Genomic DNA, 15781 nt, shown 5'->3' on the forward strand with positions numbered 1-15781 from the left:
CGGCCGTCAGCGCATCATCCGCCGCCGGAACAGCCACGCGGACAACAGGAATCCGCCGACCGCGTAGCCGGCGAGCACCGCGACATGCAGCGCGACGTCGGTCGACGGCCGGCCGAGCATCGCGGGCCGGATCAGCTCGACGGCGTTCGCGAGCGGCAGCGCCTGCGCCGCGTGCTGCGCGATCGGCGGCAACTGCGTGGTCGGGAAGAACACGCCCGACAGCAGCAGCATCGGCGTCAGCACGAGCGTCTGATAGAACATGAAGAAATCGTAGGACGGTGCGAGCGCCGTGACGATCATCGCGATGCTGGCAAATGCGAGGCCCGCGAGCGCGATCACGGGCAGCACCGCGAGCATCGACGGAAACTGCGCATAGCCGAGCGCACCCGCGACGAGCATGATCGCGGCCCCCGACAGCATCGCCTTGCTGGCGCCCCAGACGATCTCGCCGAGCACGATGTCGCCGAGCGCGAGCGGCGTATGCATGATCGCTTCCCACGTGCGCTGCACGTGCATCCGCGAGAATCCCGAATACATCGACTCGAAGCTCGCGGACATCATCACGCTCGACCCGACCGTGCCGGCCGCGAGGAACGCGATATACGACACGCCGTCGACATGGCCGAGCATCAGCCCGAGCCCGAACCCCAACCCGAACAGATAGATCATCGGATCGGCAAGATTGCCGAACATCGACGCGAGCGCGAGCTTGCGCCAGACGAGATAGTTGCGCCGCCAGACGGCGATCCAGTTGGTCGCGTTCGCGGGCATTGCGATCGCGAAGCGTGACACGCGCGGCGGTGCCGACGGTGCGGCGGCGGAATAGTTGCGGACGTCCATGATCGATCAGTCCTGCATTTCGCGGCCCGTGAGCCGCAGGAACACGTCTTCAAGATTGGCCGGGCGATGCAGATAGCGCAATCCCGTGCGACCCTTGAGTCGCGCACTGAGCGGTTCCGGGTCGCTCACGTAGCAGAACAGCGTCTCGCCGCTGATCTCCGTGTGCTTCGCGAACGCCGACAGCTCGTCGCGCAGCGTGGCCGGATCGGGCCCGTAGATCTCGATCACGTCGCAGCCGATTTCCGATTCGATCAGCGCGTGCGGCGCGCCTTCGGCAATCTTGCGGCCTTCCTCGATCACGCACAGGCGGTCGCACAGGCGTTCGGCTTCTTCCATGAAGTGCGTGGTGATCAGGATCGTCTTGCCGCGCGCGAGCAGCGAGCGCAGCCGCTCCCACATGAGGTGGCGCGCCTGCGGGTCGAGGCCCGTCGTCGGCTCGTCGAGCACCAGCACATCGGGATCGTTGACGAGCGCGCGGGCGAGCGTCAGGCGGCGCTTCATGCCGCCCGACAGTTCGCCGACCTTCGCATCGGCCTTGTTCTCGAGCTTCGCGAATTCGAGCAGCGGCTTCACGAGCGCGCGTGCAGCCTGCGCCGACATGCCGAAATAGCGGCTGAACACGAGCAGGTTCTCGCGCACGGTGAAGTCGGGGTCGAGATTGTCGAACTGCGGGACGACCCCGACGCGCTGGCGCGCATGCCGCGCACGGGATGGAACCGGTTCGCCGCAGAGCGAAATGGCGCCTGCATCGGGATGCGTGAGGCCGAGCAGCATTTTCAGCGTGGTGGTCTTGCCGGCGCCGTTCGGCCCGAGCAGGCCGTAGCATTCGCCGGCTTGTACGGTGAAGGACAGGCCGTTGACGACGAGCTTGCCGCCATAGCGCTTTTCGACGTTCCGGAAATCGATCGGTGCAGCGGACATGGGCATGTTGTCGTTGTAAGCGGGCGCGGAAGCGTTCCGCTGCCGGAAGCGTGGCCGGTTGGCGAACCGATCGGACGATTGCGTGTCACACGGGCATGACCGAAGCGCACGACGCCTGCGCCTGATGGCACGCTGGAGTACGAACGGGCCATTCTAGTGCATCGGCTGCGTCTCTTCAGGGCATGCCTGCACGGTGCGATGCATGCGCGCACCGATCGTGCACCGCATCATCGCGCACGCGCCGAGCGGGGCGAATCAGCGTTTTCCATCCCTTGCGTCCTGAATTGCGGCGCACCATGATGAATGCGTAGGCTCGGTGTTGCGACAGGGAGGTTTCATGGCTAGCTACAACAAGATTCTGCTGTGTTACGACGGCACGCTCGAAGGACGCAAGGCGCTGCGCTGCGGCGCCAACCTCGCGATGGACCTGAAGGCCGAAACGCATTTGTTGTCGGTCGTCGACATGCGCTCGAGCATTGCACAGAGCGCAGGTTTGCTGACCGACGTCGCGTGCGGCCGGTTCGAGGAAACCGCGCGTGAAATCCTGCAGGAAGGGGTGAACTGGCTGCGCGAGCGCGGCGTGCAGGCCGAAGGCCATTTCGCGTTCGGCTATCCGATCGACGAAATCGCGAATCTTGCGACGGAGCTGAAGGCCGATCTCGTCGTTGTCGGCCACCGGTGCCGCAGCGGGCTGTCGAGATGGTGGATGGGCTCGGGCAATACGCAACTGCTTGATCGCGTGAACTGCAGCATTCTGGTTGCATGTTCGTCGGCGGAAGAGCAGAAGGCCGAAATCGCGCGCGAGCGTGAAGCGGCCACGGCGAACGGCAAATGATCCAATGATTCGATGACTGCCTGACCGGCGAATCGCGCCGGTCAGGCGTCGTGCCACGTCAGTGGCGCGGGCACCGACCGCGGCCTGTCAAGCCCTGTCAAGCGTGCAGGTCGATTGCAGACAACTTCCACGAGAACAGTCCAAAGCGGTGGAATACCGCCGCATAGCGGGTGCCGTCGGCACTACGCTGGTAGGTCACGACGAATTCATCGATATTCCGGTAGCCGGCGCTGGTTTGCTGCTGGTGCGGCGCATGCGTTGCATCGACCGGGCTGGCCGGTGCGGCAGCGGCCGGGGGTGGCGATGACGCGGCTGTAGCGGCCGCGTTGCTGCCCGGAGCGGCTGCGCTCGCCGGAGCCGGGTTGGCCGCCGGTACGGCCGGCGTGTTGCCCGTTGCATGGCTGCCCGGCGGCAGATTCGACCATTCAGGTGGACGCTCGCCCGGATTGCCACGTGGCGGCAATCCGCTCATCAGCGCGGCCACGCCCTCCGGGGTCGCATACGCATCGACCAGCGGGCCGATCAGCGCAGACCCGATCAGCGCACCGATCACCGCGAACGGATTGTTCTTCTTCACCGCGTCGATCCGGCGCATCAATTCTTCCGTGACCTGCTGCTTCAGGCTGATGCGCAGCGACGGAAAATCGACATATTCACTGATAGCCTGCGCATCTCGCGCATCGATCGCCGATTTCAGGCGACCGAGCGCGACGTACGGCGATGCATAGGCATAGCCGACCGCCGCGATGATGGCGACGGCCAGCACGACGATCAGCAGGGGCTTGAGCCGCCATGTGCGGCCCGAAGATCCGGTCACGTTGCCTCCGGTGCGGGGATGTTCCGCAATCAGAGACCGCCTTGCGTGGCCGATCGTTCCTCTGCGATGCAGCGATCGATCATCCGGCACACGGCATCGATCGTGCCGACCATGATCAGGCGCGAACGGCCGTGATAGACGCGCACCGGCGCGCGGCGCGCGGGTTCTGCGTGATTCAGGCCGGCGTTCAGCGATACCCGCGCGAAAGCGGGGAGCGCCGACGGCAGCAGGGACGCCTGCCGTTCGACTGCGACTTCTTCTTGCACGGGCGCCGCGGCGGACAGCGGTGCACAGGGCGTGCGGCCGCGCAGGTGACGCAGGCGACCGAATTGACGGAAAGGCAGCAGACGGGCAAGGCGTTCCATGATGTTCTCCTCAGCGAGACGGAATGTCAGAGTTCGCCCGAGCGGATCAGCCCGACGGCGATGCCTTCCAGCGCGAATTCCGCGCTGCCGGCCTTGACGAAGATGTTTTCGTAATCCGGGTTCTCCGCGATCAGCTCGAGACCGCCTGGCCGGCGCATCAGGCGCTTGACCGTGACGTCGTCGCCGAGACGCGCGACGATGATCTGGCCGTCCTTCGCTTCGGTGCGCTTCTGCACGGCGAGGAGGTCGCCATCGAGGATGCCGGCGTCGCGCATCGACAGGCCGCGCACTTTCAGCAGGTAGTCGGGCTTGCTGGAGAACAGCGCGGGATCGCACGCGTAATGCTGCGAGATGTGCTCCTGCGCGAGGATCGGGCTACCGGCCGCGACACGGCCGACGAGCGGCAGCGACAGCTGCATCAGGCCGGCGTGCGGCAGCGTGAACTGGTGCGGGGCATCCTCGATGCCGAGCAGGCGGATGCCGCGCGACGCGCCGGCGGCCAGCTCGATCACGCCTTTGCGCGCCAGTGCGCGCAGGTGCTCCTCGGCCGCATTCGGCGAGCTGAAGCCCAGTTCGGCCGCGATCTCGGCACGGGTAGGCGGGAATCCGGAGCGCTCGATCGCGCGACGGATCAAGTCGAACACTTGCTGCTGACGGGCGGTGAGTTTGGTCATGGCTCAACTGTATGGATAGACAGTGAGCTGTATTTTTATACAGTAGTTCGCGAATTTCAAGTGTTACGTGAGGTTCGACGCGATCGCGCCGGTTCCGGCGTGATTTTGCGACGTCCGGACGCCGGTTCATCTGCCGCAACCGTCCATCCCGTCTGCGTTAGCACTTTTGAGTATTAAAAAATGAGGAACGATTATTTTTAATCATGTAACCCGTTCGTTAGACTGGCCCGACATCGCAATACCGACAACACTGGAGAACCAAGGATGGGCAAGCGCAATACGGGGCTGGTGGGCGGAGTGGGCCGCCTGATCGCAACACTCGCGCTGGGCGCGGCGGCGGCGCTGGGCGTCGCGACGCACGCCCAGGCCGATACGACCTTCCTGAACGTGTCGTACGACCCGACGCGCGAGCTGTATCAGGACTTCAACCAGGCGTTCGGCAAGGAGTGGAAGGCGAAGACGGGCGAGACCGTCAACTTCAAGCAGTCGCACGGCGGCTCGGGCGCGCAGGCGCGCTCGGTGCTCGACGGCCTGCAGGCCGACGTCGTCACGCTGGCGCTCGCTTACGACATCGACGCGCTCGCGAACAAGGGGCTCGTCAACAAGGACTGGCAGAAGCGCCTGCCCGACAACGCATCGCCGTATACGTCGACGATCGTGTTCCTGGTGCGCAAGGGCAATCCGAAGGGGATCAAGGACTGGGACGACCTGACCAAGCCGGGCATCTCGATCGTCACGCCGAATCCGAAGACGTCGGGCGGCGCGCGCTGGAACTACCTGGCCGCATGGGCGTACGCGGTGCACAAGCCGGGCGGCAACGAGCAGACGGCGAAGGAATTCGTCACGAAGCTCTACAAGAACGCAGGCGTGCTCGATTCGGGCGCGCGCGGCGCGACCACGAGCTTCGTGCAGCGCGGGATCGGCGACGTCCTGATCGCATGGGAAAACGAGGCATTCCTGTCGGTCAAGGAATTCGGCACCGACAAGTTCGAGATCGTCGTGCCGTCGGTGAGCATCCTGGCCGAGCCGCCCGTCGCGGTGGTCGACAAGGTGGTCGACAAGAAGGGCACGCGCAAGCTGGCCGATGCGTACCTGAACTTCCTGTACAGCCCGCAGGGCCAGGAGATCGCGGCGCGCAACTACTACCGGCCGCGTTCGAAGAACGTGCCGGCGGAGCTGACGAAGCAGTTCCCGAAGCTGAAGCTGTACACGGTCGACGATACCTTCGGCGGCTGGACGAATGCGCAGAAGACGCATTTCGCGGACGGCGGCGTGTTCGATTCGATCTACAAGCCGCAGTAACGCCATAACGACAGCGGCGCGCCACGACAGCGCGCCGCATCCCCGACGGGCCGCCGGCGCGATTCACTGCGCCGGCGTTTGCGTCGGACCCATGAGCAGCATCGACCCAGCAAGAGCATCCGATGACGACGTACACCTTTCGCAAGCCGAGCGCGCTGCCCGGTTTCGGCGTGACGCTAGGCATCACGGTGGCCTATTTGAGCCTCGTGGTGCTGATACCGCTCGCCGCCACGTTCCTGAAGACCGCGACGCTGTCGTGGGACCAGTTCGTCACCGCCGTCACGTCGCCGCGCGTGCTCGCGTCGTACCGGCTGACGTTCTCGGCCGCGCTCGGCGGCGCGCTGATCAACGCCGTGTTCGGCTTTCTCGTCGCGTGGGTGCTCGTGCGCTACACGTTCCCGTTCAAGCGCCTCGTCGACGCAATCGTCGACCTGCCGTTCGCACTCCCGACGTCGGTTGCCGGCATTTCGCTCGCGGCCGTCTACGCGACCAACGGCTGGGTCGGCCAGTATCTCGCGCCGCTCGGCATCAAGATCGCGTTCACGCCGGCCGGCGTGCTGGTCGCGCTGACCTTCATCGGGCTGCCGTTCGTCGTGCGCACGGTGCAGCCGGTGCTCGAGGATTTCGAGCGCGAGCAGGAAGAGGCCGCCGCGTGCCTCGGCGCGTCGCGCTGGCTGACGTTTCGCCGTGTCGTGCTGCCGGCCGTGCTGCCGGCGCTCCTCACCGGGTTCGCGCTCGCGTTCGCGCGCGCGCTCGGCGAATACGGCTCGGTGATCTTCATCGCCGGCAACGTGCCGATGAAATCCGAGATCACGTCGCTGCTCATCATCACGAAGCTCGAGCAGTACGACTACGCGGGCGCGACCGCGCTCGCGGTCGTGATGCTCGTCGTGTCGTTCCTGATGCTGCTGCTGATCAACACGCTGCAATGGTATCTGCAGCGCCGCACGAGCAAGGGTGCGAGCGGCCCCGCGCCCACCACCGTCACCGCTACCGCCACCGCAGCAGGAGGCCAGCAATGAGCCAGGAGGCCACCGTCGTGCTGAAAACCCCGTCTTCGGCCGCGCAAGGGCGCGCCGCGAAGCGGCTCGACCCCGTCAGCGAGTCGCGCGTCGTGCGCTGGCTGCTCACGGGCATCGCGCTGGCGTTCCTCGCGTTCTTCCTCGTCGTGCCGCTCGCTGCGGTGTTCGTCGAGGCGCTGAGAAAGGGCGTCGGCTTCTATCTCGAATCGCTGGCCGATCCCGATGCGTGGTCGGCGATCAAGCTGACGCTGACCGTCGCCGCGATCGCCGTGCCGCTGAACCTCGTGTTCGGCGTGTGTGCATCGTGGGCGATCGCGAAATTCGAATTCCGCGGCAAGGCGCTGCTGACGACGCTGATCGACCTGCCGTTCTCGGTGTCGCCGGTGATCTCGGGCCTCGTGTACGTGCTGCTGTTCGGCGCGCAGGGCTGGCTCGGGCCGTGGCTGCAGGCGCACGACATGCAGATCATCTTCGCGGTGCCGGGCATCGTGCTCGCGACGATCTTCGTCACGTTCCCGTTCGTCGCGCGCGAACTGATTCCGCTGATGCAGGCGCAAGGCACCGACGAGGAAGAAGCCGCGCGCGTGCTCGGTGCATCGGGCTGGCAGATCTTCCGCCGCGTGACGCTGCCGAACGTGAAGTGGGGCCTGCTGTACGGCGTGATCCTGTGCAATGCGCGCGCGATGGGCGAGTTCGGCGCGGTGTCGGTCGTGTCCGGCCATATCCGCGGCGTGACCGACACGATGCCGCTGCACGTCGAGATCCTGTACAACGAATACAACTTCGCGGCGGCTTTCGCGGTGGCGTCGGTGCTCGCGCTGCTCGCGCTCGTCACGCTCGCGCTGAAGCTGCTCGCCGAGCGCCACCTCGCCGCCGAACTGGCCGGCGCGCGCGACACCGTTCCCGCACATGCCGGCCCCGTCGCCGCCGTTTCGTCGAAATCGTAAAGAGGCAACCAGAATGGGTATCACCGTCCGTAACCTTCAGAAGCGCTTCGGCGATTTCACGGCGCTCGACAACGTATCGCTCGACTTTCCGCCCGGCGAACTGGTCGCGCTGCTCGGGCCGTCCGGCTGCGGCAAGACCACGCTGCTGCGCGTGATCGCGGGCCTCGAGCACGCGGATGCCGGCCAGGTCGTGCTGCAGGGGCTCGACGTCGCGTCGGTCGGCGCACGCGACCGCCAGGTCGGGTTCGTGTTCCAGCACTACGCACTGTTCCGCCACATGACGGTCTTCGAGAACGTCGCGTTCGGGTTGCGCGTGAAGCCGCGCCGCGAGCGGCCGTCGGAAAGCGCGATCCGCGACAAGGTGCACGAGTTGCTGAAGCTCGTGCAGCTCGACTGGCTCGCGCAGCGCTATCCGTCCGAGCTGTCGGGCGGCCAGCGCCAGCGCATCGCGCTCGCCCGCGCGCTCGCGGTCGAGCCGAAGGTGCTGCTGCTCGACGAGCCGTTCGGCGCGCTCGACGCGAAGGTCCGCAAGGAGCTGCGCGGCTGGCTGCGTCGTCTGCACGACGACCTGCACATCTCGACGATCTTCGTCACGCACGACCAGGAGGAGGCGCTGGAAGTCGCGGACCGCATCGTCGTGCTGAACCGCGGCCACGTCGAGCAGGTCGGCAGCCCGCAGGACGTCTACGATCATCCGCAAAGCGCGTTCGTCTACGAGTTCCTCGGCGCGGCGAACCGGCTGCCGGGCACGGTCGCCGGGCGTGGCTTCGTGGCCGAGGGGGCGGCCGAGCCGATCGAGGTCGATGCCGATTTCGCGGGTCCTGCGAACGCCTACGTGCGGCCGCACGACCTGCAGCTCTGGCCGGTTGGCGAAGGGCATCGCGACGGCATCGCGGTGGACGTGCGCCGCGTGATTCCGCTCGGCGGGTCGGTGCGCGTGGAGCTCGAGGCGCGTGCAGGCGGCGCGCTCGAGGCGGAACTCGATCGCGATGCATGGCGTGCGCTGTCGCTTCAGGTCGGCGATGGTGCGACGGCCGTGCCGCGCGCCGTGAGGGTGTTTCCTTCGCGTTGACGCCAGAATGCAGGGCAGGGGGCGGAAATTGCTCCGATTCGATAATCAAACAACGACAGCCTAAGAGGCATACCCATGAATTTTCAGCAATTGCGGTTCGTGCGCGAAGCGGTGCGCCAGAACATGAACCTGACGGAAGTCGCGAACGTGCTGTACACGTCGCAGTCGGGCGTGTCGAAGCAGATCAAGGATCTCGAGGACGAGCTGGGCGTCGACATCTTCATCCGGCGCGGCAAGCGGCTGACGGGGCTCACGGAGCCCGGCAAGGCCGTGCACCAGCTGATCGAGCGGATGCTGCTCGACGCCGAGAACCTGCGCCGCGTCGCGCGCCAGTTCGCCGACCAGGACAGTGGCCACCTCGTCGTCGCGACGACGCACACGCAGGCGCGCTACGCACTGCCGAAGGTGATCCGGCAGTTCACCGACGTGTTCCCGAAGGTGCATCTCGCGCTGCGCCAGGGCAGCCCGCAGCAGATCGCGCAGATGATCCTGAACGGCGAGGCCGATCTCGGCATTTCGACCGAGGCGCTCGACCGCTATCCGGACATCGTCACGTTCCCGTGCTATTCGTGGCACCACACGGTCGTCGTGCCGAAGGGCCATCCGCTCGTCGGCCGCGAGAACCTGACGCTCGACGAAATCGCCGAGTACCCGATCATCACGTACGACCAGGACTTCACGGGCCGCTCGCACATCGACCAGGCGTTCACGCAGGCGGGCGCGGTGCCCGACGTCGTGCTGACCGCGATCGACGCGGACGTGATCAAGACGTATGTCGAACTCGGGATGGGGATCGGCGTCGTCGCGGCGATGGCGTACGATCCGCAGCGCGACACGGGGCTCGTCGCACTCGATACGCAGCACCTGTTCGAGGCGAGCACGACGCGGGTCGGTCTGCGCAAGGGCGCGTTCCTGCGCGCGTATGCGTACCGGCTGATCGAGATGTTCGCGCCGCACCTGAACGAAGCGGAAATCGCGGGACTGTTGCGCGAAGCCGTTTGACGCCAGCGCGTCGTGCGTCGTCCGCGTTATCGCTGCGGATGGCGCGACGTCCCTGCACGGGTCGTCATGCATGGGGCGGCGGCAGGCGATCTGCCGCCGCCCTGGTGGTTCGGTTCACGGATTCATCGGCCGCACTCGCGGTTTCCCGTCCGATTCTTCGCCGCATGCGGCGAACGACAGTGTTCGCTTGCCAGCGCAACGACCAGAACAAGAGGGCACGCTTGAACGTCCCGTTGCGGTTTCGGCCATCCGTCATACCGGACGATCTCTTGCCCGGCCATTGTGATTCAATGTGCGTGAATACCGGATGACGTGCGTTCGTGTTGCGCATCGGCCAGCATCCTGACGCGCCGGTCAGCACCGGCGGCACAACGTCGGGACGAAGCGCGGAAAGCAAAGCCGGCAGGCCGTCCGCGTTCACAACACAATGCACGCGAATTGCCCGTTCCGACACACTCGGCGACATAAAGCGCAGCACGCAACACGCGTGACGAAGAGGTAAACAATGAATCTGAAAGGGTTTCTCTTTTCCTTCGAAGGCCGGATCGGGCGCCTGCCATGGTGGATCTACGCGCTGGTTTCCACGGTGCTCAGCGCGATTTTCGATGCGGGTTCGCGCGGCGCGCCGGAAGACGATCTGCCGCTGCTGGCGATGCTGGTGCTCGTCGCCGTTGCGGTCATCGCGGTGTGGTCGTCGATTGCAGTCGGCGTGAAGCGGCTGCACGACATCGACAAGTCGGGATGGTGGATGCTGTTGCTGTTCGTGCCGATTGCCGGCGCGCTCGCGTTGTTCGTGATGAACGGCTTCATTGCCGGTACGCCGCACGCGAACCGGTTCGGCGAGCCGCCGTCGGCGGATGAAGACGAGCCGGCGCCGCAGGACCCGGCGTGACGCGCGCTCCGAATAAACCCTTAAATATTGATCAGACAGGTTGCGCGCCGAGACGAATCGGTACAGCATAGCCTTCACTCCGCCGGCGTCCCGCCGGCGGCGGCGCGTAAACGACAGCACGCGCCAGGCAGTCGGCCGTCTGCCTCGCTTCCATTCCGTGGTACCGACAGCAGCATCGATGGCCATTGTCCGGGTAGTGTGGCGCAAACGTTTGCTCGCATTAAAACAACAGTCTAACAATCGTCCGGCCCTTCGGGCCAGTCGCCAGGAGATATGTGTATGAATGTCCTCTTTCGCCGTCGCTTCCTGACCGCCGCGCTCGCCGCCGTCGCAGTCGCCGCCGCACCGGCCGTCCACGCGCAATCGGCGGCCAAGCCGAAGGTCGCGCTCGTGATGAAGTCGCTCGCCAACGAGTTCTTCCTGACGATGGAAACGGGCGCAAAGGAATACCAGAAACACAACGCGAACCAGTTCGACCTGGTCACCAACGGCATCAAGGACGAGACCGATACCGCGAATCAGATCCGCATCGTCGAGCAGATGATCGTGTCGAAGGTCGACGCGATCGTACTCGCGCCGGCCGATTCGAAGGCGCTCGTGCCGGTCGTGAAGAAGGCGGTCGACGCGGGCATCGTCGTCGTGAACATCGACAACCGGCTCGATCCCGACGTACTGAAGTCGAAGAACCTGAACGTGCCGTTCGTCGGCCCGGACAACCGCAAGGGCGCGCGCAAGATCGGCGATTACCTCGCGAAGCGGCTGAAGGCGGGCGACCAGGTCGGCATCGTCGAAGGCGTATCGACGACGACGAACGCGCAGCAGCGCACGGCCGGCTTCGACGACGCGATGAAGGCGGGCGGGATGAAGGTCGTGTCGGTGCAGTCCGGCGAATGGGAGATCGACAAGGGCAATGCGGTCGCTGCCGCGATGCTCAACGAATACCCGAACCTGAAGGCACTCCTGTGCGGCAACGACAACATGGCGATCGGCGCCGTGTCGGCCGTGCGCGCGGCCGGCAAGCAGGGCAAGGTGCTCGTGGTCGGCTACGACAACATCAACGCGATCAAGCCGATGCTGAAGGACGGCCGCGTGCTCGCGACCGCCGATCAGTACGCGGCGAAGCAGGCCGTATTCGGCATCGACACGGCGCTCAAGGCGATCGCCGAGCATCGCAAGCAGGCCGACATGTCGGGCGTGGTCGAGACGCCGGTGGATCTCGTGACGAAGTGATGCAACCCCGATGCGGCCGCCGCCCTCAAGAATCTGGCGTGGCGGCCGTTATCCGGGGTGAGCGCGATCACGGCCACTGCATGCACATGCACTTGTGAGCGTCACACCCGCGCGCCGCGTGCGCGCGGCCGCAATCAGGATCGCGATGGACCCGACTTCCCAACCCTCCCGCGCAGCCATTCCCGTGCTGTCCGTATCCGGCATCGGCAAGACCTATGCCGAACCCGTGCTCGCCGACGTCACGCTGACGCTCGAGCCGGGCCACGCGCTCGCGTTGACGGGCGAGAACGGCGCCGGCAAGAGCACGCTGTCGAAGATCATCGGCGGGCTCGTCGAACCGACCGCCGGCACGATGCAGCTCGGCGGCCAGCCGTATGCGCCGGCGAGCCGGACGCAGGCCGAAGCGCTCGGCGTGCGCATGGTGATGCAGGAGCTGAACCTGCTGCCGACCCTGACGGTCGCCGAAAACCTGTTCCTGAACCGCCTGCCGCGGCGCTTCGGGATCATCGATCGCGCGCGGCTGCGCGACGATGCGCGGGCCGCAATGGCGCAGGTCGGGCTCGATTCGGTCGATCCCGATACGCCGGTGGGCGCGCTCGGCATCGGCCACCAGCAGATGGTCGAGATCGCGCGCAACCTGATCGGCGACTGCCGCGTGCTGATTCTCGACGAACCGACCGCGATGCTGACCGCGCGCGAAGTCGAGCTGCTGTTCGAGCAGATCGACCGGCTGAAGGCGCGCGGGGTCGCGATCATCTACATCTCGCACCGGCTCGAGGAGCTCGCGCGCGTCGCCGAGCGTGTCGCGGTGCTGCGCGACGGCCGGCTCGTCCACGCGGGCGACATGGCGGCGACGACGTCCGACGGGCTCGTCACGCTGATGGTCGGGCGCGAGCTCGGCGAGCACATCGATCTCGGCGAGCGCCATATCGGCGCGCCGCGGCTCGTCGTGTCGGGCCTTACCCGCGGGGCGGCCGTGCGCGACGTGTCGCTCGAGGTGCGCGCGGGCGAGATCTTCGGCATCTCGGGGCTGATCGGTGCGGGGCGTACCGAGCTGCTGCGGCTGATCTACGGTGCGGATGCGCCGGACGCGGGGACGATCGCGGTCGGCCAGCCGCCGAAGCCGGTGCGGATCGGTTCGCCCGTCGAGGCGGTGAAGCACGGCATCGCGCTGATCACCGAGGATCGCAAGGGCGAGGGGCTGCTGCTGACGCAGTCGATCATCGCGAACGTGTCGCTTGGCCAGCTCGACCGGCTCGCGCGCGGCGGCATCGTCGACAGCGCGCGTGAAACGGCGCTCGCCGAGCAGCAGATCGACGCGCTGCGGATCCGCACGCACGGCGCGACGCAGGCGGTCGGCGAGCTGTCGGGCGGTAACCAGCAGAAGGTCGTGATCGGCCGCTGGCTCGCGCGCGACATGGGCGTGCTGCTGTTCGACGAGCCGACGCGCGGGATCGACGTCGGCGCGAAGTTCGAGATCTACACTTTGATGGGCGCGCTCGCGCGCGAAGGCCGCGTGCTCGTCGTCGTGTCGAGCGACCTGCGCGAGCTGATGCTGATCTGCGACCGGATCGGCGTGATGTCGGCCGGCCGCATGACCGCCGTATTCGAGCGCGGCAACTGGACCCAGGATGCGCTGCTGGCCGCGGCGTTCGCCGGCTTCGGCCGCGAGACGCCGCCGGGCGGCGCGCAGCATCCGGACGCGGGGCAGGCGCCAGGCGCCGCTCCCGGTACTTCGAAGACAGGACGACATTCATGACCCAGCCTCCCGTAACCCCGACCGACGCAGGCGCGCAGCAGGACGTGACGGGGCGCCGTGCGCGCACGCTGTCCGGCACGCGGCTCGGCCTGTCGAACTATCTCGGGCTCGCCGGCGCGCTCGCCGCGATGATCGTGCTGTTTTCGACGCTGAGCTCGCATTTCCTGACCTATGACACGTTCAGCACGATCGCGAACCAGATTCCCGATCTCGTCGTGATGTCGGTCGGGATGACCTTCGTGCTGATCATTGCCGGGATCGACCTGTCGGTCGGCTCGGTGCTCGCGCTCGCCGCGTCGATGGTCAGCGTCGCCGCGCTGAAATGGCAGTGGGGGCCGCTGCCGGCCGCGTTGATCGGCATCGCGGTCGCGACCGCCACGGGCGCGCTGACGGGCGCGGTCACGGTCGGCTGGCGGATCCCGTCGTTCATTGTGTCGCTCGGCGTGCTGGAGGCCGCGCGCGGCCTCGCGTACCAGCTGACGAATTCGCGCACCGCCTATATCGGCGACGCGTTCGATTTCCTGTCGAACCCGATCGCGCTCGGCATCTCGCCGGCGTTCCTGATCGCGGTCGCGGTGATGATCGCAGCCCAGTTCGTATTGACGCGCACCGTGTTCGGACGCTATCTCGTCGGGATCGGCACGAACGAGGAAGCCGTCCGACTTGCGGGGGTTAACCCGAGGCCGTATAAAATTCTCGTATTCGCACTGATGGGCGCGTTCGCGGGGCTTGCGTCGCTGTTCCAGATTTCGCGGCTCGAGGCGGCCGATCCGAACGCGGGCGTCGGCCTCGAACTGCAGGTGATCGCGGCCGTCGTGATCGGCGGCACGAGCCTGATGGGCGGGCGCGGCTCGGTGATCAGCACGTTCTTCGGCGTGTTGATCATCTCCGTGCTGGCCGCGGGGCTGGCGCAGATCGGTGCGAACGAGCCGACGAAACGGATCATCACCGGCGCGGTGATCGTGGTGGCGGTCGTGCTCGATACGTATCGCAGCCGGCGCAAGGGCGTGCGGTAGACAGTCAGACAGAACAGACCAGAGAGAAACGGGAAATGGCGACGATCAAGGATGTGGCAGCCATGGCGGGCGTGTCGTTTACGACCGTCTCGCATGTGGTGAACAATTCGCGGCCGGTGTCCGCGGATGTGCGTGCAAAGGTCGAGGGCGCAATCCGCGAGCTGAATTACGTGCCGTCGGCCGTGGCGCGCTCGCTGAAGGCGCGTGCGACGGCGACCATCGGCCTCGTCGTGCCGAACAGCACGAATCCGTACTTCGCGGAGCTTGCGCGCGGCATCGAGGATCAGTGCGCGGCCAACGGCTATTGCGTGTTCTTCTGCAACTCGGACGACGATCCCGTGAAGCAGCGCAACTACCTGCGCGTGCTGCAGGAAAAGCGCATCGACGGGCTGATCGTCGCATCGGCGGGCGAGGATGCGGTGCTCGCGCAGACGCTCGCGGACATCCACGCGCCGCTCGTCGTCGTCGACCGCAACATCGAGGGGCTTGCGGCCGACCTCGTGCAGATCGACCACGAGCGCGGCGCGTACCTGGCGACGCGCCACCTGCTCGAGCTCGGGCACGCGAAGATCGGCTGCATCACGGGGCCGACCGACACGGCGGTCAGCGCGATGCGCGTGCACGGCTTCATCCGCGCGATGGCCGAGCGCGGTGTCGACATCGTGCCGGGCGCGATCGCGGAAAGCGACTTCTCGTGCCTCGGCGGTTATCACGCGGCGGCGCGCCTGTTCGAATCGGTACGGCCGAGCGCGATCTTCGCGGGCAACGACCTGATGGGCGTCGGCGCGCTGCGCGCGGCGGCCGAGCGCGGGATGCGCGTGCCCGACGACTGCTCGATCATCGGGTTCGACGACATCGAATTTTCCCGCTACACGTATCCGGCGCTGTCGACGGTCGGCCAGTCGGTGCGCGCGCTCGGCGAAATGGCCGCGCAGACGCTGATCGAGCGGATCGGCGGCGGCTCGACGGCCGTGCCGAGCCGCCGCCGCGTCGTGTCGCCGCGCCTCGTGCTGCGTGAATCGACGGCCGTCTACCGCGAGCCGCCGGCCTCCGGCGGTCGCGCATGACGGCGCCCGCAGCCGGCGCC

At 66.6% G+C, this 15781-nt stretch carries 17 protein-coding genes; 11 read left to right on the plus strand and 6 right to left on the minus strand.

Going from position 1 to position 15781, the window contains the following annotated elements; genetic code table 11:
• Positions 1-6 precede the first annotated feature (6 nt).
• Positions 7-840 carry an ABC transporter permease gene (locus G3N64_RS25390; protein ID WP_205786362.1) on the minus strand — a complete coding sequence of 278 codons (834 nt, stop codon included), beginning with the start codon at positions 838-840 and terminating at the stop codon, positions 7-9.
• A gap of 6 nt (positions 841-846) precedes the next feature.
• Entirely contained in the window at positions 847-1761 is a 915-nt protein-coding gene (gene nodI, locus G3N64_RS25395) for a nodulation factor ABC transporter ATP-binding protein NodI (RefSeq protein ID WP_205786363.1), read from the minus strand.
• Between the two features lie 337 nt (positions 1762-2098).
• On the opposite strand from nodI, the gene G3N64_RS25400 reads away from it, so the two are divergent.
• Positions 2099-2596: a universal stress protein gene (locus tag G3N64_RS25400; RefSeq protein WP_205786364.1), complete on the plus strand. Its 498-nt coding sequence runs from the start codon at positions 2099-2101 to the stop codon at positions 2594-2596.
• Between the two features lie 97 nt (positions 2597-2693).
• On the opposite strand, the gene G3N64_RS25405 is transcribed toward G3N64_RS25400, so the two are convergent.
• The 3 genes from G3N64_RS25405 to lexA are packed head-to-tail and all read right to left on the minus strand — an operon-like array spanning position 2694 to position 4452.
• Positions 2694-3413 carry a DUF2939 domain-containing protein gene (locus G3N64_RS25405; RefSeq protein WP_205786365.1) on the minus strand — a complete coding sequence of 240 codons (720 nt, stop codon included), beginning with the start codon at positions 3411-3413 and terminating at the stop codon, positions 2694-2696.
• A 29-nt stretch (positions 3414-3442) separates the two neighbouring features.
• A complete protein-coding gene (locus G3N64_RS25410) occupies positions 3443-3778 on the minus strand; it encodes a hypothetical protein (RefSeq protein ID WP_205786366.1) in 336 nt (111 codons plus the stop codon).
• A gap of 26 nt (positions 3779-3804) precedes the next feature.
• A complete protein-coding gene (gene lexA, locus G3N64_RS25415) occupies positions 3805-4452 on the minus strand; it encodes a transcriptional repressor LexA (protein WP_065500118.1) in 648 nt (215 codons plus the stop codon).
• A gap of 264 nt (positions 4453-4716) precedes the next feature.
• Here lexA and G3N64_RS25420 point away from each other — a divergent pair, with 264 nt between their 5' ends.
• The 5 genes from G3N64_RS25420 (at position 4717) to G3N64_RS25440 (ending at position 9797) form a co-directional block, all read left to right on the plus strand.
• A complete protein-coding gene (locus G3N64_RS25420) occupies positions 4717-5754 on the plus strand; it encodes a sulfate ABC transporter substrate-binding protein (protein ID WP_011351893.1) in 1038 nt (345 codons plus the stop codon).
• A gap of 122 nt (positions 5755-5876) precedes the next feature.
• The gene (gene cysT, locus G3N64_RS25425) at positions 5877-6776 is read left to right on the plus strand and encodes a sulfate ABC transporter permease subunit CysT (protein WP_205786367.1); all 900 of its coding nucleotides are present in this window, start codon (positions 5877-5879) and stop codon (positions 6774-6776) included.
• Positions 6773-7723, plus strand: coding sequence for a sulfate ABC transporter permease subunit CysW (cysW, locus tag G3N64_RS25430; protein ID WP_205786368.1), 951 nt, complete (start codon positions 6773-6775; stop codon positions 7721-7723). Before cysT ends, cysW begins: the two co-directional genes overlap by 4 nt.
• Positions 7724-7736: 13 nt before the next feature.
• A complete protein-coding gene (locus tag G3N64_RS25435) occupies positions 7737-8795 on the plus strand; it encodes a sulfate ABC transporter ATP-binding protein (RefSeq protein ID WP_205786369.1) in 1059 nt (352 codons plus the stop codon).
• Positions 8796-8870: 75 nt separating this feature from the next.
• Complete coding sequence (locus G3N64_RS25440; protein ID WP_107314421.1) at positions 8871-9797, plus strand: CysB family HTH-type transcriptional regulator; 927 nt, start codon at positions 8871-8873, stop codon at positions 9795-9797.
• A gap of 64 nt (positions 9798-9861) precedes the next feature.
• Here the strand turns inward: G3N64_RS25440 and G3N64_RS25445 are convergent, their stop codons facing one another.
• Complete coding sequence (locus G3N64_RS25445) at positions 9862-10275, minus strand: hypothetical protein (RefSeq protein WP_205786370.1); 414 nt, start codon at positions 10273-10275, stop codon at positions 9862-9864.
• Between the two features lie 27 nt (positions 10276-10302).
• Here G3N64_RS25445 and G3N64_RS25450 point away from each other — a divergent pair, with 27 nt between their 5' ends.
• From G3N64_RS25450 to G3N64_RS25470, 5 genes are all read left to right on the plus strand, one after another.
• Positions 10303-10689: a DUF805 domain-containing protein gene (locus G3N64_RS25450; RefSeq protein ID WP_205786371.1), complete on the plus strand. Its 387-nt coding sequence runs from the start codon at positions 10303-10305 to the stop codon at positions 10687-10689.
• A 279-nt stretch (positions 10690-10968) separates the two neighbouring features.
• Positions 10969-11919, plus strand: coding sequence for a sugar ABC transporter substrate-binding protein (locus tag G3N64_RS25455; protein ID WP_205786372.1), 951 nt, complete (start codon positions 10969-10971; stop codon positions 11917-11919).
• A gap of 145 nt (positions 11920-12064) precedes the next feature.
• A complete protein-coding gene (locus G3N64_RS25460) occupies positions 12065-13678 on the plus strand; it encodes a sugar ABC transporter ATP-binding protein (RefSeq protein WP_205786373.1) in 1614 nt (537 codons plus the stop codon).
• Entirely contained in the window at positions 13675-14694 is a 1020-nt protein-coding gene (locus G3N64_RS25465) for an ABC transporter permease (protein WP_205786374.1), read from the plus strand. Before G3N64_RS25460 ends, G3N64_RS25465 begins: the two co-directional genes overlap by 4 nt.
• 35 nt (positions 14695-14729) lie before the next feature.
• Positions 14730-15761, plus strand: coding sequence for a LacI family DNA-binding transcriptional regulator (locus G3N64_RS25470; RefSeq protein ID WP_205786375.1), 1032 nt, complete (start codon positions 14730-14732; stop codon positions 15759-15761).
• Positions 15762-15781 lie beyond the last annotated feature (20 nt).

Source organism: Burkholderia sp. Ac-20344 (assembly GCF_017104975.1).
In the GTDB taxonomy this organism is placed as follows: Bacteria; Pseudomonadota; Gammaproteobacteria; order Burkholderiales; family Burkholderiaceae; genus Burkholderia.

Bases quoted from the DNA above. Each gene is read 5' to 3' on its own strand.
- G3N64_RS25450 (WP_205786371.1), top strand. From the start codon at position 10,303: ATGAATCTGAAAGGGTTTCTCTTTTCCTTCGAAGGCCGGATCGGGCGC.
- G3N64_RS25390 (WP_205786362.1), bottom strand. From the start codon at position 840: ATGGACGTCCGCAACTATTCCGCCGCCGCACCGTCGGCACCGCCGCGC.
- G3N64_RS25470 (WP_205786375.1), top strand. From the start codon at position 14,730: ATGGCGACGATCAAGGATGTGGCAGCCATGGCGGGCGTGTCGTTTACG.
- G3N64_RS25455 (WP_205786372.1), top strand. From the start codon at position 10,969: ATGAATGTCCTCTTTCGCCGTCGCTTCCTGACCGCCGCGCTCGCCGCC.
- G3N64_RS25440 (WP_107314421.1), top strand. From the start codon at position 8,871: ATGAATTTTCAGCAATTGCGGTTCGTGCGCGAAGCGGTGCGCCAGAAC.
- nodI (WP_205786363.1), bottom strand. From the start codon at position 1,761: ATGTCCGCTGCACCGATCGATTTCCGGAACGTCGAAAAGCGCTATGGC.
- G3N64_RS25435 (WP_205786369.1), top strand. From the start codon at position 7,737: ATGGGTATCACCGTCCGTAACCTTCAGAAGCGCTTCGGCGATTTCACG.
- G3N64_RS25410 (WP_205786366.1), bottom strand. From the start codon at position 3,778: ATGGAACGCCTTGCCCGTCTGCTGCCTTTCCGTCAATTCGGTCGCCTG.
- G3N64_RS25465 (WP_205786374.1), top strand. From the start codon at position 13,675: ATGACCCAGCCTCCCGTAACCCCGACCGACGCAGGCGCGCAGCAGGAC.
- cysW (WP_205786368.1), top strand. From the start codon at position 6,773: ATGAGCCAGGAGGCCACCGTCGTGCTGAAAACCCCGTCTTCGGCCGCG.
- G3N64_RS25420 (WP_011351893.1), top strand. From the start codon at position 4,717: ATGGGCAAGCGCAATACGGGGCTGGTGGGCGGAGTGGGCCGCCTGATC.
- cysT (WP_205786367.1), top strand. From the start codon at position 5,877: ATGACGACGTACACCTTTCGCAAGCCGAGCGCGCTGCCCGGTTTCGGC.
- G3N64_RS25460 (WP_205786373.1), top strand. From the start codon at position 12,065: ATGGACCCGACTTCCCAACCCTCCCGCGCAGCCATTCCCGTGCTGTCC.
- G3N64_RS25400 (WP_205786364.1), top strand. From the start codon at position 2,099: ATGGCTAGCTACAACAAGATTCTGCTGTGTTACGACGGCACGCTCGAA.
- lexA (WP_065500118.1), bottom strand. From the start codon at position 4,452: ATGACCAAACTCACCGCCCGTCAGCAGCAAGTGTTCGACTTGATCCGT.